This window comes from Mesorhizobium oxytropidicola, from assembly GCF_056174625.1.
This window is the reverse complement of record NZ_CM149692.1, coordinates 4,855,794-4,877,416: the sequence shown is the minus strand read 5'-3', so window position 1 is coordinate 4,877,416 and position 21,623 is coordinate 4,855,794. Positions and strand designations below refer to the sequence as shown.

Genomic DNA, 21,623 nt, shown 5'->3' with positions numbered 1-21,623 from the left:
AAAAAAGGGCTGGGGTGTCTTTTCTAAAGACAGGATCCCTCCCTGGTCCCCACGATCGAAAAAGATGCGCACCGGCGCCGCTTCTTCGCGCTCGACATGGCCGAATTCGCTGCGGTGCACAAACGGAGATTGAGACCGGAAAGCGGCCATTTGACTGTTGGAGAAGTATTGTTGCAGAAATATCACGAATATGCGCTCAAACTCGGCACATATTGCACAAGAGGTACAAACTAAACGTGTGCATATCCAGATTGATTCTAATTATGACTGGATACTCAATGCGCAGTGCTCGAACAGTGCGAGTTATTACTGTTGCAAACTAATCGATTTGAAAACTAGAAAGTCAAACTGAAGAGTTGATACTGCAGGTCGACAAAAAGTCGCGTGCGGCCATCACGACTTCGCGCACCATGTCGTGCTTGAGCATTTCAATGGGAGAACGACCATCGAGATCTTGTGAAGGGCGGGCCAACCAGAACCAGGCCAGCCTTGGATTCGGAATCAGCGACAACACCTCACTGATCCCTAGTGCCGGCCTTCCGTCGACGAACTGGGCCAGCGGAAAGACATGCTTGCGGCCGCCCTTGCGCAAGGCAATGACTTCGTTGCGCCTTTGCCAGCGATGAAGCGTCGAGCGCGGTATGCGGAGCTTCTCTTCCAGATAGGTCGATCCGGCAACTTCGCCCGCCCAGTCCTCGATCACCATCGATTGGAGCTCTGGGGCTCCCCCGACAAACGCAGGCTGGCGGAGACCGGCTGGCGGCGCTGGGCTCTCGGAGGTGCGGCCCGTCCCGGTCGAGCCGCCGCGCGCGATCTTGTCCGCCATCGTGCGGAAGAATTCGGTGGCGAGCGCCGTGAAGTCGCCCTTGAAAGAGCCGATCGCGAGCCGCTGTGCCTGCGGCAGGAAGGGCAGGGCGGCGACCAGACTCCCGGCAATCGCGCTGGCGGAAATGAGCGCCTCGGCGTCCAGCAGGACACCATGCTGCGACAATGCCTGTTGCACCGCCTCGGACACCAGGCTTGCAAGGGCCTCTTGTGAAATCCCGTCAGGCGCGTTCTGAAATCTGGTCATGTATCTGTCTGCGGGCCACGCGGGCTCGTCCCTCGCCGCGGCCGGTCGTACGGCGGGAAGTGGAACGCGCAACGACAAAAGGTGCAGCGACCAAGCAGGCAGCTGTCTTGCATTTTTTACACCCCAACTGGCTGCCCCGAAATGTCAGTCGCAGGACGCCTCAGTTTGCGTGTAGGGGTGGTTTGTGACAGATGCACGACAAACCGCGTTGTTTTGATGCCCCTATAGAATTGGGCTTCTTTACTATTGCAATCGTGCTGCTTTTTGCTTCCCGGTGCAGGTTCGGGCGCGGCCGCGGAGCTTGGCCCAACGGAGGACATCTGCGGGATCTGATCGGCGGTGTCCGGACAGCTGATATGGTGCCGTTCGCCGGGGCTGTTGATCTGGTAAGTCAGGGGCACAACCTACACGCTTGCCTCAATTGCCTTAAGCCCCTCGATGACAATACAGGGGCAGATCCCACGACAGGGCCCGAGTTAGAAATCCATAATCTAGTTCACGGAGAAGTGATTGCTCGCACCAGAGCTTCTATTTGCTAGTCAGTCAATTTGATGGCTGTCTAGCGACACACTGAAGTACAGAGGGGGGCTGCTGTGACATTTGTAGTTGCGTGGGTATCTGGAAAGCGACAAGTTACCTATCGTGATCAGTCGGGCTCGGAGGTCACCAAAAAAGATGGCAGCCGCTCGTGGCGAAACAACAACCCCGGAAATATAGCCCGCGGGTCGTTTTCCGACGCTCACGGAGCCATCGGCGATGACGGCAGGTTTGGCATCTTTCCGGATGAGGAAACCGGTCTTGCGGCGATCGTGGCCTTATTCACCGGCAGCTCTTACAAGAGCCTTTCAATTCGCGATGCATTTTACCGTTATGCGCCTCCAGGCGATAACAATGACACGGAAGCTTACATCGCCGCGGTAACCGCTGCGGTGGGGGTGCCGGCAAGCACAATCGTAAGCACGCTCTCAGCCTCTGAGTTGGCCAAACTAGCGGGGGCAATCAAAGTGCACGAGGGCTGGACTGTCGGCGTGCAAACCGGCACCGCCTCGTTAACCGCCAGCCAAATTATAGGCGCCAGCACCGCCCAGAGATTTACTGCACTCTCGCAACCTGTGCAGGTGACCGCGATCGATCAGGATTTCCAGGTTCAGCTCCAGACGCAGATCGATCGCGATCTGGCCGCCTGGAACGCATCGCAGCAAAAACAGTCGATGCGATATAGGGCTGCCAAGGAGGTCGCGACGACGCTGCAGGCAGACTTCCATCTCGAACAGAAGCATCTGCTGGCCGTTGGCGACTCGTGGTTCGATTACCCCATCCAGGGCAACAATCCGCTCTCGGGTCCTTCCGATATAAAGGTCCAGTTGCAGTCGATCTGCAGCCCTTCGCCCATCATTTATTCCACGGCACACCGGGGCGACGCCTCCACCGACGAGATGAGCTTGCCGAAGCAAGAGAGGATACTGCAGCTGCTGGCGGACAAGTCGAATTGGCCTAATGGAAAACCGGACGCAATCATCGTGTCTGCCGGTGGCAACGATGTTGCGGGCAACAACTTCTGCATTTTCCTCGACTACAACGACGGGAAAGCAGCCGGTTTAAATCCTGACCGTTACGGCGGGGTTTTAGCAATTGTCCGTTCGAGCTATCTCGCCTTGTTCGCGTTGCGCGACAGGCACGCGCCCGGCGTGCCAATCTATGCCCATTGCTACGATTTTCCCACACCCAACGGGGTTGGGGCCCCATGTGGATATGGTCCTTGGCTAAAGCCGTCCTTGGATTTCTGCAACTGGCCCGCGAACCAGGGCAAGGCGATCGTGCATGAAGCTCTCGAGAAATTCAAAGCTATGCTTGATGCGTTGGCTGCTGATCCCAAGAACAAATTCCACGTCGTACAGACGCAGGGCACACTGAATGATGCGCACTGGGCTAACGAACTGCACCCCGACCCAATGGGATTCAGATTGATAGCGCAAAAATTCGCCGCCGCTCTCGGGATGAGCCAGCTTTCAGCAGCAGTCCCGTTGGATCTGCTCATGCCCTCCGCAGTGTCTACAGAGGTTCGGGCGGTACCGGATGCTAAGCCGCGTAAACGGAAAACCGACGCTGCAGCGGGATAACTGGGCTCTCGCCAAGTTCCCGGCGACCGTCAGAGCCACGTCTGATGGTATGGCATAGGTTTAACTAGGGATTATAGTCAATGTCACGAGCTTTCGACGGGTTATTGAAGGGCCTTAATTCAGCCGCAGCTGCCGGTTCGCTTGCAGAAACCTACGAAAACAGTTTGCAACCAGACGTGCTCGCGTTCGGCGCGGATGTGGAAAGCAATCCAACGCCCGAGATATAGCGCAGTGGCTGCGCATCTATTCGATCATCTCAGGGTTAGCCGTTGAAGGTGCCCCTGAAATTACCGAGAGTTTGGCATCATCCCACAAGGCAGAGTATGATTTAGCACTGAAGTCCGCGCCAGCTGAAGTCCAGGCGGACGCCAATGCGGTCACGCTCGGGACGCATGGACCGGAATTCACCTTTGAGGATCTGGAGGCGGCTACGTCGGAGGTTTTCGCGTCGAAAACTGTCGGTTCCGCGCTGGGCGGTGGTCTTCCCGTGCTTGCCACGTTCGTCGCCACAGTGACGATGAACACCTCACGGGTGGCTAGGTATACGGGCAGATTGACGGTCTACGACCCGCATAAAAACGTCGTTGGAACATACAACGCCTCAACGGGTGGGTTCGTGGCCGACTATAAGCATCAAAACGGACCGACTCCTCCGGGCCTTTATATTGTAAGCAACTATCGTCCAGATAGAACCGGCGCTCCAGGAATGAGCCGTGGCGGGATTAGCTACTCATTTGATTTGACTGAAGTGGTGCCCACGTCATATAGGCCCGGCGCATATCGAAGCGCATTTCGGATTCATCCGGACGGTGCGCCTCCTGGGACGCACGGATGCATCGGTGTTGACGAAGACGGTGCAACGTTGCGGGACTGTGCCCAGAAACTCAGCGAGACCCTTCAAAGCGGGCGCTTCCATCTGCTGGTAAGCTACGGAGCCAACCCGTTGGCGACAAGCTAGCGCAGCCACATTCTATTTATAGATTGCATCTTTCGTATTTGATTTGCTCGATACAGAAAGCGCCCTTCGCCGGGGGCTGTCGGTCCCGCATCCGGCCTGGCGGCGGCGCTATGCTGATGCTCCTACGGCCGCCCTGTTGAACCGGTCTCAGGGCCACGAACTTTCTCCAGCACCGAACTGACTTGGTCCTGCTGGCGGACATTTCGGTGCTTCCGCCTTGTACGCCCTTCTATGTTGGGGCCGCCTTAGCGGCACGGCTACGCCGATATGGATGTGCCTACCGGCACGTTTCCTCTCTTCTGGGGAAAGAGGCGCGCGGCCCTCTCTCCCAGCAAGCCGCCGCGGGCGGTTCCCCCATCTTCCTGCGCTACGCTCCGTGCAGACCGGGGACACCCCTCCGCCCCCGGGCTTGCCCCCTCTCCCCGCTGCTCGCCGCGAGGCAGGGGTTCAGGATGGCCTGAACCCGCTGGGGAAAGGGTTGTCCTGAAACGACAATCAAAGGAGCAAGACCATGAATACCGCTGAAATCACCATCCCGCTCGGCAAGCTGGTGCCGAGCAAGGCCAACGTACGCCGCGTCAATTCCGAGGCGGGCAGGGCCGAACTGGCCGCCAGCATCGAGGCCCACGGCCTCATCCATAACCTTGTGACCCGTAAGGCCCCGAAGGGAGCCAAGTTTGAGGTCGTCGCCGGAGGGCGGCGTCTCGGGGCTTTGCGTTTGCTGCTGGAGGAAGGCCGCACCGTGCAGGGTGTGGCCGTGACCACGGATTTTCCGGTCAGGGCCATCCTGCGCGAGGACGGCAGCGACACCGAGATTTCTCTGGCCGAGAATGACCAGCGGGAGCCGATGCACCCCGTGGACGAGGTCATTGCCTACCGAGACCTTGTCGAACAGGGCATGGCGGCCGAAGACATTGCGGCGCGCTTCGGTAAGTCCATTGTTACCATTCGCCAGCGGCTGAAACTGGCCAATCTGTCGCCACGCATCCTTGACGTCATGCGCGCCGGTGAACTGACGCTGGAGCAGGCCAAGGCCCTTGCCGTCAGCGATGACTACACCGCTCAGGAGGCGGCTTGGTTCGAGCAAGATGGCTGGAGCAGGAACCCGGCCAATATCCGTTCCTTCCTGACCAGTGCCCATGTACGCGGCACCGACCGGCTGGCACGCTTTGTCGGTATCGAAGCTTATGAGGGGGCAGGGGGCGGGGTGCTGCGCGACCTGTTCGCCGAGGATGGGCAGACCTTCCTGACCGACCGTCCCTTGCTGGTGAAGCTTGCCAGTGAGCGGCTTGACACGGTAGCCGACGAGTTGCGGATGCAGGGTTGGAAATGGGTGGAAATCAGCCTCGACAATACGTTCATCCACAGCGGCGGGTTTGGGCGCATCCATGCGGTGCGGCGCGACCCAACTGAGGCCGAACAAGCCGAACTGGCGGCGCTGGGCTTGGAGTACGACAAACTGGCCGAGGCTGTTGACGCGTACGCCGAAGGCGACCCGCAAATCGAGGCCGACGAGGCCAAATTGCAGGCATTGGAAAGCCGCATCGAGGCCATCCAGAACGCGGCGGAAGCCTTTGAAACGGGTGAGATGGCGCTGGCGGGCTGTGTCGTGGGTATCTCTCACGGTAGCAGTTTGCAGGTCACACCGGGACTGGTGAAGGCCGAAGACCGCAAGGCGCTCGCTGCCTTGCAGAACGGCGGCGAAGATGAGGGCCAGAACGAAGGCGACGAGGCTAGCGAAGCCGGAGAGAAGGAAAGCCCCGAAGAGGAAGCCGTCGGCATATCGGCGGCCCTGACCGAGGAGTTGACGGCCATCCGCACGGCGGCGTTGCGCGTCGAGCTCTCAAACCGTCCCGACGTGGCGCTGGTTGGCATCGTGCATGCGCTGGTGAGCCGAGTGTTCTACGACTACTATGGCCGTATCGAGCCAGCCGTGGAGGTCACCGGCCAGCGCCGGAACCTTGCTCCCTCCATCAAGGTGCCGGACGCCTGCCGTGCGTTGACGGGGTGGAACGAGGTTGTGGAAGGCTGGGCGGACCGCGTGCCCGGAAACCCTGCCGACCTGTGGCCGTGGCTGGTGGCGCAGCCACAATATGTGCTCCTTGAGCTGTTGGCGGTGGTGACTGCCGCCAACCTCAACGCCGTGGTGGCCCGCCACGAAACCGGCAAGGAGCGCATAGCCCAAGCCGACCTGATGGCAGAAGCGGTTGGGCTTGACATGGGCCTGTGGTGGACACCGGAAGCGGCGTTCCTGTCGCGGCTGTCGAAAGCCGACATCGCTGGCGTGATGCGCGAGGCCGGGTGCGCGGAAGATGCCGCGAAAGCGGTCGAACGCGGCCCCAAACCCGAAGGCGTCTTGCAGGCCGAGAAGGAAATGGACGGCAAGGGCTGGCTTCCCGCTGCGCTGCGGAAGCCGGTCAGGCCCGAGGGCGAAAGTCCTGATGAGATGGCGATCGCCGCCGAATAAAGGCCAGGAAACTTAGCCCGGGGCAGCAATGCCCCGGGTTTTTTGCGTCCGCGAATGCCCTCAAGCCGGTATCGAACCGGTTGAGGCCAGGCGAGGGCGCCCCAGGCCCGCCGCTCGCGCTCCCCGCCCGCCCAGAAAGCGCCATTGGTCAAGATATGCGCGGCCCGGAGAATAGCTGTTGTCTCCCAAGCCTGCCCCGGAGAAGGGGGTGCCGCGTCGGCGACGCATCCCCCGGATTGACTGGCGGGCCGCGACCGACCAATCATTGCTATTCCATCCCTCCGCGTCGCGAAGGTTCGCCTCCAGGGATGGACGACTGGAGCCCGATGACACGCCAATCTGTTGCAGAAGAGCTTGAGAGAGCAGCCGATCGCATAACGGATATCCCGCGCGCGGACTTGCAGATTATCCTGCGCCGCGCTGCCCTCATGCTCAGAAACGTCGCCGGCGTGCCATTGGAACCGGCGACCGAGGATGCCCTAAGCTCCATCGCCGCTGAAATGAAAATCGGTAGATCGGATCTCATCCAGATCGTCTTACGGGAGTGGCTGGAGACGAATGCCTATTTGCCGGTGCGCATGGTCGATGAGGACAGTGAAACGGACGGAAGCGCGTGATCTCGGAATTGCGTGGCGCAGGCTCGGAATATTTTTGACGTGGGTTCCCCCTTTGTATTAGCGCGCAAGGTGCGCTCAGAGGCCATCTACGTGGCTTTCGGGCTGCCTACACCGTCCAACAAGTGGCGAATGCTATCGCGAAGACGGTTACCACGATCCAGAAGATACACGTCTGATCTCTGTTTCGGCCAGATTCCCCATCTTCGAACAAGTCGGCACCTCCCATTTCTCCAAGTATAAGCATTCCATACCACAACAGGAATACTATCAAGCTGCCCGCGAGCGAGGGGAGTGACATAAGTCGGTTCAGTCTCCGCTAGAAAAGTCTCGGGACGTACCATTGGGGTCGGTAACCCGTATCCAAGGCCTGTCGGGTACGCGACCAGGCTTGAGCGGTCGCGGAATCGCTTTCACCACGGCGTGAACATGGCTTTGTGCCGCGACTGACACGCTGCGGACGATCTCTGAGCCGTCCATCTCTTCGACTTTGAAACGTTCCATCGACCAGCTTCCTCGCGCCGACCATTACCAAAATCCGAAACAACTGGAACTCCCACGGGCCGCGTCTTCGTGAACGGCCGGAAGGTTACGAGATCAACAAGAATCCTGCTGTACTGTTGGATCGGAAATGGAGATAAGGCAGATTCAAGAAATTAGACTCAACCGTAGTGCCAGTGTGGCTTTGGTTCCGTGCCTAAGAACATTACTCCGAGCTTGTCTGCTCGTCGCCACCGAACAACTGTCCTATAGCCTATGCCGTCAATCGGGATGTAGAGAAGGAATTCATCCGGAACGCGCGCTTCCATTGACACCTGCAGCTCCGCTCCTTCGGAATGCATGTTTCTGACAGTGCACTTGACTTCTGAATTTGAGATACCGGTCAGAATCGTCGCTCCTTTGAGAACGCGCCGCCGCCGCTGTTTTCTTAATTCTTCACCGCTGTGCATAAAACACCCATGAACGAGTAACGTTGGATTGCCTCTGGCGCTTCTTTACTTTTCCGCGACGTGGTCGGCAAGCCAGAAGCCGCTTGTTCACAGAATAAGCAGCAAGCCTCCTTCCAACTTTTCTACTGACGGCAGTAATAGGGACGGCCGTTGACCATTTTCATGGTGCCGTAGGTGGATGGGCCGCAGGTGATGGCAGGGCCATCCGCCAGCTGCAGGACGGTGGCGGAGACGGTGCCGGAGACTTCCAGTGCGGCTGCGGGAGTGACGGTCCCTATGCCCACCTTGCCGCCGAAATTGGTGGCGCCCAAATAGGTCTGGCTGACGCCGAGATAGCCCCACGTGGAAGCGCCGTTGGTGAGAGAGACATAGCCACTAGCGCCATTGGCGATGACCTGGGCGGTGCCGGAGGTGATGCGGTCGGTTGTGGCGACCGTGGAAGAAGCATCGGCGAGGTTAGCCCAGCCGCCGGTGCCGTAGCAGACCTGGAAAGCAGAGCCGTTGTAGCGGATGGCGCCGGAGCGGTTGGTGTCGCAGGTTTCCCCGCCATTGGCGATGCGGAGGGTACCGGAGACGTGGAGAGTTGTTGAGGGAATATAGCCGATCATGCCGCCGATACCCATGTTGCCGCCCGTGCTAACGTAGCCGGTCGCATCGACGCTTAGCCGCGTGGTGCCGTTCGTGCGCAAGACCAAGCCATCGGCGCCGTTGGTGCCCACGACCATGGCTGAGCCCGTGTAGTCGATCATCCCCAATAAATTGGGGAAGCCTGCACGGCCGAGATAAATACTGCTGCTGGAAACGCCGCCGTAGACGTGAAGGGTGGCGCTGGGGCTTTGGGTGCCGATACCAACCTGGCCGGTGCCGAGGATACGCATCAGTTCGGTACCGCCTGCCATGAAATAATGGTTGCGAGTGCTGTTGTAGCTAGTGAAGTAGAGGTTCCCGCTAGAGCCGTTGATGCTTGAATAGAGGCCGGTTATGTCGCTGAGCCGAATTATGGGCGATGCGCTCATAATGTTAAGCGACGTGCTGGGGGTTGTCGTGCCGATACCGAGGCTGTTGCTGATGTAACCGTTGGTGGCGGAGATGGCACCGGTGGTGCTGACGCCTGCGCCGACATAAATGCCGGTGGTGGAGACTTCGACGACGTTTCCATCGCCCAGGACCACCTGATTGGACTTGTTTGGCTGGGCGTTGTAGCCGACGCCGGTGACGTTGCTGAACGTATTGGACACGCCGCTGCTATAGACGGCTCCGAAACCAAGGGCGGTGACGTTGCTGCCGATGTTGTTCCGCCCGGCAAGGTAACCCAACATGGTGGCATTAACGCCGGTATTGTTTTGGCCCGAATAGGACCCCATGGCGGTGACGTTGGCGCCAGAATTATATTTACCGGCTGTAATGCCCACCGCGGCAAGGGCGTAGCCGGAGTTGTACTGCCCGGCTTCTTCACCCGCGCTTGTTACGAAGGCGCCGGTGTTGTCCTTTGCAGCGAAATAGCCGATTCCCGTAAGGTGGGTCTGGGTGTTGTTCTGCCCGGCAAGGCCACCCACCAAGGTGGTATAATCCCCGGTGTTGTAGCGCCCTGCTTGGTAACCCAAGGCGGTGACGTTGGTGCCGGAATTGATCTGGCCTGCCAAGTATCCCAGCGCCGTGAGGTTGAGGCCGGAATTATTCGTTCCGGCAGATTGTCCCACTGCGACCACGCCGGTGCCGGTGACGATGTCGAGCAGGCCGCGGACGGTGAGGGTGCCGTTGGAGCCGAGGGTGGCGACGGAGGTGCCGGAGGTGAGGCGGTCGGTAACGGTGCTGATGCCGGTGAGGCCGGAGCCGTTACCGACGAAATTGGTGGCGGAGATGGTGCCCGTGATGCTGACGCCCTTGCCGACATAAACGCCGCTGGTGCTCACTTCCACCACGTTGCCGTTGCCCAGCACCACCTGGTTGGATTTGTCGGCAGTATAGACGCTGTAGCCCAGCAGGGTAACGTTGCTGAAGGTGTTGGAGGTACCGGCCCAGGCACCCAGGGCGGTGACGTTGTTTCCGGTGTTGTTCTGCGCGGCGGCATGGCCGACTGCTGTGAGAGCACTGCCGGTATTGGTCTGGCCGGCAAAGTCGCCCAGCGCTGCGACATTGCTGGCAGAGTTGAGATTTCCGGCCGACTTGCCGACAACCGTGACATTACTCCCAGTATTGCTATATCCGGCGCTCTTGCCGAGGGCGACCACATTGGTGCCGGTCACGATCTCCAGCCTCCCGAGCATGGTCACGGTTCCGTCGGCGCCGATAATCGCGGCGCTGGTGCCACTCACGATGCGATCGGTTGCAACCGTGACGCCGGTGAGGCCGGATCCGTCCCCCACAAACGTGCCAGAAATCGTCGAGCCGCTAATAACCGGCGCATCGGCCGGGCACCCGATGTCGCCCCGACTCGCCTCGCCATAGCAAAGTCGGTTGCCTGCAACGCCCATGGTGGCAGAGATATTGGCGACAACGCCCCCAATCCTGCGCCCACGTCGGCGCGGCCACGACCATAGCGGCTAACATCAGGAAGCAGGAAAGGCGTTTCATGCCGCCAATCTACCGCAACCTGAACCGCTTGGCGTCGCCAGTGACGTCAAATGGGGCAACCGCCGTTGCGGCTTCGCCACTGCGGTGACAGCCTTCCGCTCCAATGGCGGCGGTTCCAGGCTTGGCGAGATTGGACGCTAGCCCGCGGTCGATCGAGAATTTGCCGGAGCAGCGGGTGACGATCGCTTGTTCCATTAGCAGCTCGGCTGACTTCGCCGCCTGGGGTCAGGCGCCGGCGATTGATGATGGAACGGGCCGAAATAGAACGGTGAAGCGGGGGTAAGAGTGCAGCAAGCCGCCCGGTGGGGCGGCTTTCAGTTGCGTCAGGCTTAGTTGACGGTGTTGGCGCCGTAGCAGAGGGTTACGAGGCTGGCGGTTGGTTGGGCGGTCGGGATGGTGGTCGCGCCGCCGAGCGTGCCGTTTAGACAGGCAGCGGTGCCGTAAACCACGCGCCCCTTGGTGGCGTCGATCGCGCCATCGATGGCCTTGTCGGCTTCCTGGGCGTCGGCCAGGGGCATGCTGGCAAACTGGACAACCATGCGCTGGTCGCTGCCGACGGTCGCCATGGTGTTGGCCTGTTCGGTGATGATGCCGGTCGTGGAGCTGCCACCGCCGAAACCATGGTAAACCACGGCAGAAGTACCGGTGCCGGTCACACGGAAGCCGGGCAGGATGTTGCGCAGGTTGGTTTGGTCGATGTTGCTAGCCCAGCTCGCTGCGGGGATGGTGTTGTTGACCAGCACAGCCATGTTGCTGGCGGGGGTGCCGGCGCTGCTGAGGGCGTTTTGCGGCCACACGTGCTGGCCGGAATAGAACTGGCCGTTGGCGTCTTCGACCTGCTTGAGCTGGGCACCGGCCTTAGTACCGCTGGAGCGGTTGATGAGCTGCCAGCCCACGGTGATGATCACGAGGGTAATAAGAATGGCGATGATGGCGACGATCAGAATGGTCTGGTCAATCGTATAGCCCTTGTTGGAGGACATGCGGCTGAGCAGGCGGTTGAAGGTGAGTTGCATTGTCAGAAGGTTCCTTTGCTGATTGTTGGGTTCTTGAAACCTATGCTACCTCGCTCCAGATGTTCTGACAGGCGATAGGGAAATTTCTGACAGGCCGGTGTGTGATTTGTGCACTGGCCCAGTGGGTTACAGTGTCAGGTAGGAAAACGAGGGAGGCGGAGCTCAAGGGTGTGCCTCCTTCTTTTTTCACTTCTCCTCCAAAGGGCGATGCTTGGTCGAGAGGAAGCGCCGCGCAAAACAGATCGGGCGAGGGGCAGTTGGTGGCACGATCGCGGACGGAGAACCCAATTCGCCCCTCCGCCCATTCCAGTGACTATTAATGCCGGATGATCGTCCCGATCCAAAGATCGGTTACATGAAAGATACATGGGAAGAATCGACTGGATCGGTTTTCATGTAACCATTTGAAAACTTTGGCGCACCCGAGACGATTCGAACGTCCGACCACTTCCTTCGGAGCGCCCCAAGTACGATAATCCGAGATTATCGTAATTTGTAATCATTTGTTTTCCCATCATTTTTGATGACCGGTTGATCATCATTACTTCACTTTCCATGTAACATTTGCTATAAATCGGTTACATGGAAGTTACATGAAATGCCTCAATTGTTCTTAACTGACGACCTTGTTTTTAGCGCAGATTGCCCTCCTGGAAAAGGCCAGGAAATTTACTGGGATTACCCGGTCGGACTGGACGGTCGCATTCGCAATGACTCCGTTTCGGGACTGGGGCTCCGAGTTACAGCGCTCGGGAACAAAGCTTTCGTTCATGCCTACCAGTTCAACGGCAGGCGCTATCGGAAAGTCCTCGGCACGACCGTCGTTCTGAACGTGACCTCCGCCAGGCTGGCGGTCGGCCAACGGCAACGCCGGCTCGAAGTCGGGGAAAACCCGGATTTCGACCGGACCGACCCCCGCCGCGCCCATCTTCTGACGGTCCGCGAGGCAATCGACCGGTACTGGGAAACCCACGTGAGTACCCTTTCCCCCGGCTACCGCTACAATTTCGCGATCTTCGTGGCGCATTGGCACCGGCCTCAGCCGAAAGTCGAGACCAAGCGGGGCCACAACAGCCGGCGGCGGTATAAGGATTTCGGGGCGATGTTTGCCGATCGGCCGCTCGCCTCGATTAAGCCGCTGCACATCGAGGAATTCCAGAAGCAGTTCTCGTCGCCCTACGTGTTCAACAGCGCATTGCGCCACGTCCTGGCGCTCTACAACTGGGCTATCCGCATGCAGCTGGTGGACATGCGCAATCCGTGCACCCCCATCCGCGCGCGTAAACAGATCCGCCGCCGCCGGGATTATTCCACTGAACAGATCCGCCAGATCGCCGCCCACATCTTCTATCCGGTTTTCCAGGCAGTGCCCGAAATCAATCACCTCGAAGGCCCTGCCAAGCGGAACATGGCTCTGATCAAGGGCCAGGTCGCAACAGCCAACGACCAGATGCAGGAACTCTGCAACTTCATGGGCATCCTGTTTCTGACCATGGCCCGCCCCAGCGACTTGGCGCATGCGGAGTTCGACCACTTCGACCTGGAGAAGCTGGTCTGGCACAAGCACAACACCAAGGGAATCAAGCTGTCGCGTTCGCTCTACGAGTACGCCTACCGATCGGTGCCGATCCACGCCAGGGTTGCCGGAATGGTGCAGGCCCAACGTGACCGCTGGCCCGAGAGCAAGTTGCTGTTCCCGTCACATGCGGACATGACCCAGCCTCGCGATAACTTTCGCAAAGGGCTGGACAGGTTCAAGGCCCTGCCCGGCGTGCCGGATTATTTCCAACTCTACGATCTCAAGCGGATTGCGATCTCGCTGATGTTGGCGGGCCAAGGGGTCTCGCATGAGGCCATATCGCATTACGTCGACCACAAGGGGAATCTCGAAACAACCATGATCTATGATCTTGGCTTTGTTGATCCGATGCGTCCTGTCACCCAAAAGCTTGGCGACCTTCTCGGCGTATAGTGCTTGACGTCATTTTCGGCCTGTGAGGCAATGATCGGGGGCAATCTCCGTCGCAAAATCCCATCAAGGAAAGTATGGTTCATGGATGCCTTGCAAGCGTTAGTGCTGACGAGCACCCAATTGCGCGACATGCTGACGGAAGCAGCGAGGCAGGGAGCCGCACTTGCCGTTGCAGAGCTCCGCGCAGACCTCCACCAGGCGCCCGAAGATGTGACTTTACAAAAGCTCCGCGGCTATCTGTCGGATCCTGCTTCCCTGTCCAACCCGAATAACCATTGGGCGCATAGCGAGCTCATCCGGCGGATTCAGCCGACGGCATCCGGCAAGCCCAAATCCACGGCGTGGTTCATGAAATTCCAGAGGGAAACCGGCCTGAACGAGTGCTTTACCCGCTCAAGCTCTGCCTACGGCCGGCGACGGGAATGGACATTCACCGACATCGGATTGGCATGGGAAGCCTATTACCGCAAACGGTAGCAGCCAATGCCTCATAGCTTCATGCATGGCTCCGGCCAGCAGGCCGAGGCGCGCTTCCGCCGATGACGGGCCGCCTCAGAGTACGCCAAGAATTCGATCTCATCACCGTAGGCGCTTGTGGTTCGAAATCGCCAACAAACGCAAACCCTTGGCATGCTTCGAGCAAGTTATGTCGTGCTAGATGCCAAGCTTGCAGGTTGCGAGCGTCGTGGATTGAGCGTATTCGACACTATCTAAGCCATCAGGGGTACTAGCTCTGCAGAGGCTGAATATGTTTGACAGCAGGTCGTAGTTTCGTCAGCATAGGATATTATTCCTACTACGTCGGAGACACCTTTGGACCTTCCGCTTCTTGCGCTCAGCGCCGCACTTTTTGTTGCAGTCTTTCTCTCTAAGATACGAAGCCGAGATAGTACTGCTACTGAAACACATTAAGGGGAAACACCGGCTCAAATAGCCGGTGTTTTCTGTTTGAGCGGCTTGATTGCGCACTTCGCAGATAACGAGAGGTCTTATTGTTGTCGCGGGGATCTTTGCCGTTGTGGCAGCGGTCCTTGGCGCGGGTAAGGATCTTTTCGTAGACTTCAATATCCCGCTATACGTGCGATGGCTTTTCCAAGTAGTAGCGTTGTTACTGCTGGCTGTATTGGTGTTACTAGTTTTTCTCGGCGGTTGGTTATTTTCGACGGACAAAATTTCTAGGCGACTAGCCAAAACAGGTAACCACCACTCGACACCGTGCTCTTTGGAAGACCTCAAGGCCATTGTTGATATCGCTAGGGAAAGGTTCGGCGATCAAGCGACGACCTTCGAAGAGGCGAAGAAAATTCACACCCTCGATTCCACCGCATTCCTAGCTCTGAAGAACGGGAAAGGTAACATCGTCGGTTATCGGTGCATCTTATGTCTTTCGGCGAAAGGCGTTCTAGCTGTAAAAACCAACGAGTTCTCTGTCAAAACGGTAACTGCTCCACTCCTCTCGACAGGAAGCCGCAAGTCCTTCAAATATTTGTATGTCGGCGCGGTGTACGGTCAAAAGAGCCACACTTAAGGGCTAATCCGCGGTTCGGTCGACGAATTTATCAAGCTAAGGAGACCGTCAATGGTTTTTGCGAGAGCCGCAAACGAGGAAGGCTTGAAACTGCTTCTCGACCAGAATTTTGTGCCGCTCCATGGGAAACCATCGATTGGCGGAATGTTCTCTCGTCGGGGTTAAAATTCAAAACTGTGTCGCAATGCTCGGCGAAACCTGAAAAATGTATCCAGATCGGTATGTGCTTCTCAGCCAGGCGGAGGGTATCGATATGCGAAATCAATACGACGCTACTGAACATTGGGAATTCTGACTGACGACGAGGCGATAGAAGCAGCGATCGAAAAGCACAGCAAGGACCCTACCACGTCGGTCGCCTATTGCGCCCTAGAAGTGTCTGGCAATGGCGATGATCCAGATATCGGTTCTGGTTCGATCTATTTCTGAGACTTTCCAAAGAGGATCATATCGGATGGGCTTAGCGTAACGGCGATGATAGAGGGCAAGTATCCGGGAGAGCTCGCCTCCCCGGAGCAGATTCATGACCTGGCGGAAGAGTACCGAAAGGCCGCAACCTTGCTGCTGCAGCTCGGCCGATCCGGCAAGCCGCTCACTCGGGCGCCGTTCAGACTGTCCGCCATCCATGCGATCGAGCTCTATCTGACCGCGCTTTTGCTCCACCGCGGGCACAACCCCAATCAAATCCGCAAAATGCAGCACGACTTGGCGGCCCGGACTGAGCATGCCCTGCAAGCGGGGCTGCGCCTTCGCGCGAAAACCGCCAATCATCTCCGGTCCCTCAGCCAGAACCGGGAATATCTCGTCACCCGCTACGGCCCGGAACTGGCGGCAACCGCCTCGCAGATAAACAGGCTTACCGCCACCCTCGAAGAGGTGGCGGCAAAGGTTACCCTTTTGATCGCGCCGTCCTCTAAAACGCGGCAACAGCCAGACGCCGCCGCAACTGGCAAGGCCTGAGCCGATTGCCGCCTCGCGGTTCAAGGCTGAGGTTGGGCGGCCTCTCTGTCTGCCTCATCCGCCAGACCAATGACGTGATGCACCAGGAATACATCGATGAGGTACGCAACCTCATCGCGTGGCATCGGGAGCTTTTCAGGGGTGATCAGGTCCGGGAACAGGCAATTGTCGATGTAGTCGCCGGCGTCCCAAAGGCCCCGGGTCAGCTCCTCATGGGTCGGTTCAATCCGCTCGATGACGGTCTCGAACGCGGCGTTAGCGACTTCAATCAGCTCGGAACGATCAGCCCCGGCGATCGGCAGGGACGCGATAATGGCATTGGAATCCATGAAAGGATCATCCTTCTTGGAATGGCGGTCTGTGACATCAGCCTGTCGGTCGCCGTCCCGACGGTGGTTCTTAGTTTGGTGGCCATTCAAGGCGCCAGGCGCCACCTTATGCTCACATGCGCTCAAACAGGATACGCGGGAATTTCGCAGATGCAATCCGAAGCAGAAGGGACAGCACCGAAATGCGAGCTCGCCCACGAGGTTACGGCACCACTGCCTGCCTGAGGAGCCCCGCTGTCCCGCCCTTCATTCTCCGAGCCGGCTGATGGATGCTGTCCATGTCGGACAGGCGTCGCACGGCAGCTTTTTCGCTTCCACCATGAGTTCTAATTTCCGACCCTCGTGGGTCCGAGAAGCTCGGTTTCACTCTCTTCTCGTTCATTCACCGTGCCCATTTCCTAGGGCTAATCCCGCTTCCCTTTCCAATTCGAATGAGAACTGGGTCATAACGAGCCCATGTACCGGTTTCAGACAACGGCACGCGGCAAGCCAAAATCCACGGCGTGGCGTGGGTTATGAAATTCCAGTGAGAGGCCGGCTGATTACCTGCCAGGGTGCCGTCTACGGGCGACGAAGGGAATGTTGGCGACAGTAGACTGGCTTGCGGATGCCTACTGCTGCATACGGTAGCGTGTGATGCCCGCATCGCTTTATGCTTTGCGCAACGCTTACGAAATCTAGAAATCTATGCCTAGCCCCAGGCGCTCAAACAAAAAAACAAGCTTACACAACAAAGTCGTCGGCTAAAGGCCTGCTATGCATTCCGAACGTACAGACTCGCAGTTCGTGTCAGTTCACAAAATCTTGTTCGGATGTATAACTTGCGTTGGAAATTGCGCCTTGACTTTAACAATGGGACACGCTGTTTAGCCTTCGCTTGCTCCCACTAGGAGTTCTGCGGTGGCTGTTCGAATAGGGTTTCCCGGTGGCACCTTGAAGGTCAAGAATTATCGTGAACTGCGCGCTCGCGAACGCCAGAGGCGGATGCCCGTAGTCAAGCTCGGTCCAATCTACATTATTTGGTGGCCCAATAGACAAAAGGCGAACGACGATTGACCGCTTGGCTGGCGGGAGCATCTGCGCTTCCAAGAAGCTAAGCCCCGCGTCGTGATCGGTGAACGCCGCCATCTTTACCGGCACCGCACACATAACGTCCCTTTGGTACATGGTCGCAGTAATGTTATACTGCGATTGCTTAAAAAGAAGCTCGGCTGAGTACAATCCCGCCTAGCTTAAGATGTGCAGGCTGGACTGGTATCCAATGTAAATCATTTCGCACGCACGTTCTTAAAAGCTCGTAAACGTAGCAGTATATTCAAGCGAAGAATCCTACCGGCGAGTTTTGCGTTATCGCATAACGGCTGGACTTGAGGTGCTATAGGCGCCAATCAATACCTACCGCGATATCCCTTGTTTGAAAAATTACGGACCACAGCACATCCTTAGGCAAGACTGCGAAGGATACGGTAGCTGTTTACTGTCTCCAGCGGTCACGTTTAACTGTGTATCGATTTGACGTTCAATTCATACAAACTGCATGTTCTCTGAACATGAGCAAAAGAGGTGCAAGCCAAGGTCAGAGAGCGTGGTCAATGCTTGGGAAAAAGCAACTAAACTCTAGACGGTTTGCTTGCATGTTCACGCGAAACATGGGTATCTGAGAGCGGGTGTACTCCTTTAGAGGCAAGCCTCTCTAGATCGCGGCATTGGGGGTGTCGATATGTATTTTCCAAGGTTTCTTGTCGGGGCAACGTTCACCCTGCTGGTGGTCGTGGGCTGGGTTTATTATGCAACAGATTCGATCTGGCGTGCGATAGGTTGGGCGGTGTTCGTCGCAACCATTCTTCAGGTAGGGTATTTCGCCGCGGTAGGGTTGATGATCTATCTCGGCGTGTCCAAGCGCGTGGAGACATTTGAATCGAGCACTGGCGACGAGAGTGGTTCGCTTCCGATCAGGCGGGACGGCATATCTCTCTGATATCTATGAAGGCGTATGACCTTCGAAACCGTCGTCGCGGCGGCGAGGCCGCATGCGACGCCGACGCAATCAGCAACCCAGTCGAGCGCATCAACATCACGCGCTATCCAGGCCAGCCCTTGGAGAACCTCGATGCCGGCACCAACCAACGTGAGGAAGATGATCAGCCCTATCTTTCGCTCGGGCCAGCCCAGGCTTCCAAGGAACATCAGGACGGCGAATGCCGTGACGTGGTTTAACTTGTCGTAGTGAAAGCCGATGTCCATCCCAAAATCCTTTAGACGAGGCAGCGGCAACAGCGCGAGCACGAGGACGACAACCAGCGCGACCACAAAAGCAACCTGTTCGGCGACTCTATGAGATTTCATTCTGATCCTGCAAAGGTCTTCACCTGACCGCCCGACCGTTCCAAATTTGGGCCGGACCCGGTGTGGGGCAGGGGCCACATTGATGGCGCACGATTGCATCAGCTAGAACGACGACTGCACCGAACGCTGGTTGAAAGGTCCTATTCGACTGTCACTGATTTCGCCAGGTTACGCGGCTGATCGACGTCCAGGCCCATGAAGTCCGCGGTGAAATAGGCCAGCATCTGGATCGGCAGCGCGTAGATGATCGGCGCAATGATCTCCGGCACCTCGGGCAGGATGATCGTCTCCATCGTCTTCACGCTTGAGTGTGCCGCACCCTTGGCGTCGGTGATCAGGATGATCTTGCCGCCGCGCGCCGCCACCTCCTGCATGTTCGACACGGTTTTTTCGAATATCCGGTCATAGGGCGCGATGACGATAACCGGCATGTTCTCGTCGATCAGCGCGATCGGCCCATGCTTCAGCTCACCGCTGGCATAGCCTTCCGCGTGGATGTAGGAGAGCTCCTTGAGCTTCAGCGCGCCTTCCAAGGCGAGCGGGAAGTTGGTGTCGCGGCCGAGATAGAGCACGTCCTTGCAACGGGAAAGCTCGCGCGCGATGCGCTCGATCTGCTCATCGAGCTTCAGCACCTGGCTGGCGAAGCGCGGCGCCTCGGAAAGCTCGCGCACCAGCTGCTTTTCCTGCTCGCGCAATATCGTTCCGCGCGCTACGCCGGCACGCACGGCAAGCGATGCCAGCACCGAAAGCTGGCAGGTGAAGGCCTTGGTCGAGGCGACGCCGATCTCGGGGCCGGCGAGCGTCGGCAGCACCACGTCGGATTCACGCGCCATGGTCGATTCACGGACATTGACGACGGCGCCGATCTTCATTCCAGCCTTGCGGCAGTAGCGCAGCGAGGCCAGCGTGTCGGCGGTCTCGCCCGATTGCGAGATGAAGAAGGCGGCGTCATTCGCCGACAGCGGCATTTCGCGGTAGCGGAATTCCGAGGCGACATCAATGTCGACCGGCAGCCGCGCATAGCGCTCGAACCAGTATTTGCCGATCAGGCCGGCGAGATAGGCGGTGCCGCAGGCCGAAATCGCCAGCCGGTCGATCTTGGCAAAATCGAACGGCAGGTCGAGCGGCTTGGAGACACCGGAGACGAAATCGACATAGTGCGCCAGCGTGTGCGAGATCACCTCGGGCTGTTCATGGATTTCCTTCTCCATGAAATGGCGCCGGTTGCCCTTGTCGACCATGAAGCTGGTCGAGAGCGACAGCTGGCGCTTGCGGTCGACCTTGTTGCCGTCGATGTCGAAGATGGCGACGCTGTCGCGGCGCACCACCGCCCAGTCGCCATCCTCGAGATAGGTGATCGAATTGGTGAATGGAGCGAGCGCGATGGCATCGGAGCCCAGAAACATCTCGCCATCGCCATGGCCGACGGCGAGCGGCGGGCCATTGCGGGCGCCGACGATCAGATCCTCGTCACCCTTGAACATGATGGCCAGCGCAAAGGCGCCTTCCAGCCGCTTCAGCGCCTGGTGCGCGGCCTCGACCGGCTTCAGCCCCTTGGCCAGTTCGCGCGCCACCAGATGGGCAACGACCTCGGTGTCGGTCTGCGACGAGAAGGAGTAGCCGTCGCGGATCAGCTCGTCGCGCAGTTCGGCGAAATTCTCGATGATGCCGTTGTGGACGATGGCGACACCGTCGGAAAAATGCGGATGCGCATTGGTCTCGTTGGGCACGCCATGCGTCGCCCAGCGTGTGTGGCCAATGCCGATCGTGCCGTCGAGCGGCTCGTCCTTCAGCCTGCGCTCGAGGTTGATCAGCTTGCCTTCGGCGCGACGGCGGCCGAACTCTCCGTTTTCGATGGTGGCGACACCGGCGGAGTCATAGCCACGATATTCGAGCCGCTTCAGCGCATCGACGATGAGCGGCGCGACCTGCAGTTGGCCGACAATTCCAATGATACCGCACATGCAGACAGTTCCCCCGATTCCTTACAAAAAGTTGAACTATTTCACTGTGCATTCGAAAGCACGTTGTCGGTTTGTCGGCAGCCATCACCAGATCCATACTTTAAGATGGCGCACAACTGTTCCGCAAGGTCAAATAGCAATAGTAACACCAACAGAATTGACTAATCCATTAAACCACGCGGACTGTACGAATGTGAGTCGCGATTAAAGTCGTCGTAGTACACAACCTTGAAGAATACATGACAACATCGCAAACGATCTAAAAAGCGAAATAAAAATCTCGCTGGCCGTCCGCGAGTGGCGAGGCCGATGCCGTCTCGCTCGACAAATGACTCAGGTAATTACACCGCGCCACCAACATTCGTAGGATGGCGAGCATAATGTTGACACCGGTGACAGGGAATCGTGTGAAAAGCGAGAGAGCAACATTTATAGAGTGGGTAATTCAGAGGCCGCCGTTTGATCGTTTCGCCACATATCTATCGATCACGTCCATATTATTTAATCGATTGTACCGCCGAGACGGGACTACCGACCCTTGCTTTTAGCGCACAAGCATCATATCGCTCCGCAATCCAGACGCAACGAGCCTTTTCGTTGGCATATCTTATGGGCTTCTGCAACTAGAAAACAAAACATGACAAAATTAGATTTCAGATGAGTATGCCTCCCGCAGCTAAGCAATCCACAAATTTAGCTAAACGCCATATTAGAAAGAACTGATTATGCACCGTTGCCAAGTGGAGTATTGCG

At 58.0% G+C, this 21,623-nt stretch carries 15 protein-coding genes; 8 read left to right on the top strand and 7 right to left on the bottom strand.

The features are described 5' to 3' along the window. Positions 1-343: 343 nt before the first annotated feature. The gene (locus AC0V8S_RS24355) at positions 344-1,072 is read right to left on the bottom strand and encodes an antitoxin Xre/MbcA/ParS-like domain-containing protein (protein ID WP_475433880.1); all 729 of its coding nucleotides are present in this window, start codon (positions 1,070-1,072) and stop codon (positions 344-346) included. A 593-nt stretch (positions 1,073-1,665) separates the two neighbouring features. Here AC0V8S_RS24355 and AC0V8S_RS24350 point away from each other — a divergent pair. The 4 genes from AC0V8S_RS24350 (at position 1,666) to AC0V8S_RS24335 (ending at position 7,234) form a co-directional block, all read left to right on the top strand. Continuing rightward, positions 1,666-3,192 carry a hypothetical protein gene (locus tag AC0V8S_RS24350; protein ID WP_475433878.1) on the top strand — a complete coding sequence of 509 codons (1,527 nt, stop codon included), beginning with the start codon at positions 1,666-1,668 and terminating at the stop codon, positions 3,190-3,192. A 517-nt stretch (positions 3,193-3,709) separates the two neighbouring features. Next, a complete protein-coding gene (locus AC0V8S_RS24345) occupies positions 3,710-4,150 on the top strand; it encodes a L,D-transpeptidase (protein WP_475438691.1) in 441 nt (146 codons plus the stop codon). Positions 4,151-4,661: 511 nt separating this feature from the next. Then, a complete protein-coding gene (locus AC0V8S_RS24340; RefSeq protein WP_475433876.1) occupies positions 4,662-6,617 on the top strand; it encodes a ParB/RepB/Spo0J family partition protein in 1,956 nt (651 codons plus the stop codon). 326 nt (positions 6,618-6,943) lie between these two features. Next, positions 6,944-7,234: a hypothetical protein gene (locus AC0V8S_RS24335; protein WP_475438690.1), complete on the top strand. Its 291-nt coding sequence runs from the start codon at positions 6,944-6,946 to the stop codon at positions 7,232-7,234. 659 nt (positions 7,235-7,893) lie between these two features. Here AC0V8S_RS24335 and AC0V8S_RS24330 read toward each other — a convergent pair. The 3 genes from AC0V8S_RS24330 to AC0V8S_RS24320 form a co-directional block, all read right to left on the bottom strand. Next, a complete protein-coding gene (locus AC0V8S_RS24330; protein WP_475433875.1) occupies positions 7,894-8,181 on the bottom strand; it encodes a PilZ domain-containing protein in 288 nt (95 codons plus the stop codon). 122 nt (positions 8,182-8,303) lie between these two features. Further along, entirely contained in the window at positions 8,304-10,655 is a 2,352-nt protein-coding gene (locus AC0V8S_RS24325; RefSeq protein ID WP_475433873.1) for a beta strand repeat-containing protein, read from the bottom strand. A gap of 429 nt (positions 10,656-11,084) precedes the next feature. Beyond that, complete coding sequence (locus AC0V8S_RS24320; protein ID WP_475433871.1) at positions 11,085-11,771, bottom strand: hypothetical protein; 687 nt, start codon at positions 11,769-11,771, stop codon at positions 11,085-11,087. A gap of 598 nt (positions 11,772-12,369) precedes the next feature. Between AC0V8S_RS24320 and AC0V8S_RS24315 the strand changes: the two genes are divergently transcribed. The 4 genes from AC0V8S_RS24315 (at position 12,370) to AC0V8S_RS24300 (ending at position 16,231) form a co-directional block, all read left to right on the top strand. Next, positions 12,370-13,743, top strand: coding sequence for a tyrosine-type recombinase/integrase (locus AC0V8S_RS24315; RefSeq protein WP_475433870.1), 1,374 nt, complete (start codon positions 12,370-12,372; stop codon positions 13,741-13,743). A gap of 81 nt (positions 13,744-13,824) precedes the next feature. Then, entirely contained in the window at positions 13,825-14,220 is a 396-nt protein-coding gene (locus AC0V8S_RS24310) for a hypothetical protein (RefSeq protein WP_475433868.1), read from the top strand. Positions 14,221-14,704: 484 nt separating this feature from the next. Continuing rightward, complete coding sequence (locus AC0V8S_RS24305) at positions 14,705-15,271, top strand: hypothetical protein (RefSeq protein ID WP_475433866.1); 567 nt, start codon at positions 14,705-14,707, stop codon at positions 15,269-15,271. 474 nt (positions 15,272-15,745) lie between these two features. Further along, on the top strand, positions 15,746-16,231 hold the full coding sequence (locus AC0V8S_RS24300; protein ID WP_475433865.1) for a hypothetical protein: 486 nt from the start codon (positions 15,746-15,748) through the stop codon (positions 16,229-16,231). A 20-nt stretch (positions 16,232-16,251) separates the two neighbouring features. Here the strand turns inward: AC0V8S_RS24300 and AC0V8S_RS24295 are convergent, their stop codons facing one another. The 3 genes from AC0V8S_RS24295 to glmS all read right to left on the bottom strand — a co-directional run bounded on the left by AC0V8S_RS24295 (position 16,252) and on the right by glmS (position 20,870). Beyond that, the gene (locus AC0V8S_RS24295) at positions 16,252-16,560 is read right to left on the bottom strand and encodes a hypothetical protein (RefSeq protein ID WP_475433863.1); all 309 of its coding nucleotides are present in this window, start codon (positions 16,558-16,560) and stop codon (positions 16,252-16,254) included. Between the two features lie 1,881 nt (positions 16,561-18,441). Beyond that, positions 18,442-18,906: a VanZ family protein gene (locus AC0V8S_RS24290; RefSeq protein ID WP_475433861.1), complete on the bottom strand. Its 465-nt coding sequence runs from the start codon at positions 18,904-18,906 to the stop codon at positions 18,442-18,444. A 140-nt stretch (positions 18,907-19,046) separates the two neighbouring features. Next, on the bottom strand, positions 19,047-20,870 hold the full coding sequence (glmS, locus tag AC0V8S_RS24285; RefSeq protein WP_475433860.1) for a glutamine--fructose-6-phosphate transaminase (isomerizing): 1,824 nt from the start codon (positions 20,868-20,870) through the stop codon (positions 19,047-19,049). Positions 20,871-21,623: the final 753 nt, after the last annotated feature.

Bases quoted from the DNA above. Each gene is read 5' to 3' on its own strand.
- AC0V8S_RS24355 (WP_475433880.1), bottom strand. From the start codon at position 1,072: ATGACCAGATTTCAGAACGCGCCTGACGGGATTTCACAAGAGGCCCTT.
- AC0V8S_RS24345 (WP_475438691.1), top strand. From the start codon at position 3,710: ATGAACACCTCACGGGTGGCTAGGTATACGGGCAGATTGACGGTCTAC.
- AC0V8S_RS24340 (WP_475433876.1), top strand. From the start codon at position 4,662: ATGAATACCGCTGAAATCACCATCCCGCTCGGCAAGCTGGTGCCGAGC.
- AC0V8S_RS24335 (WP_475438690.1), top strand. From the start codon at position 6,944: ATGACACGCCAATCTGTTGCAGAAGAGCTTGAGAGAGCAGCCGATCGC.
- AC0V8S_RS24330 (WP_475433875.1), bottom strand. From the start codon at position 8,181: ATGCACAGCGGTGAAGAATTAAGAAAACAGCGGCGGCGGCGCGTTCTC.
- AC0V8S_RS24325 (WP_475433873.1), bottom strand. From the start codon at position 10,655: ATGGGCGTTGCAGGCAACCGACTTTGCTATGGCGAGGCGAGTCGGGGC.
- AC0V8S_RS24320 (WP_475433871.1), bottom strand. From the start codon at position 11,771: ATGCAACTCACCTTCAACCGCCTGCTCAGCCGCATGTCCTCCAACAAG.
- AC0V8S_RS24315 (WP_475433870.1), top strand. From the start codon at position 12,370: ATGCCTCAATTGTTCTTAACTGACGACCTTGTTTTTAGCGCAGATTGC.
- AC0V8S_RS24310 (WP_475433868.1), top strand. From the start codon at position 13,825: ATGGATGCCTTGCAAGCGTTAGTGCTGACGAGCACCCAATTGCGCGAC.
- AC0V8S_RS24300 (WP_475433865.1), top strand. From the start codon at position 15,746: ATGATAGAGGGCAAGTATCCGGGAGAGCTCGCCTCCCCGGAGCAGATT.
- AC0V8S_RS24295 (WP_475433863.1), bottom strand. From the start codon at position 16,560: ATGGATTCCAATGCCATTATCGCGTCCCTGCCGATCGCCGGGGCTGAT.
- AC0V8S_RS24290 (WP_475433861.1), bottom strand. From the start codon at position 18,906: ATGAAATCTCATAGAGTCGCCGAACAGGTTGCTTTTGTGGTCGCGCTG.
- glmS (WP_475433860.1), bottom strand. From the start codon at position 20,870: ATGTGCGGTATCATTGGAATTGTCGGCCAACTGCAGGTCGCGCCGCTC.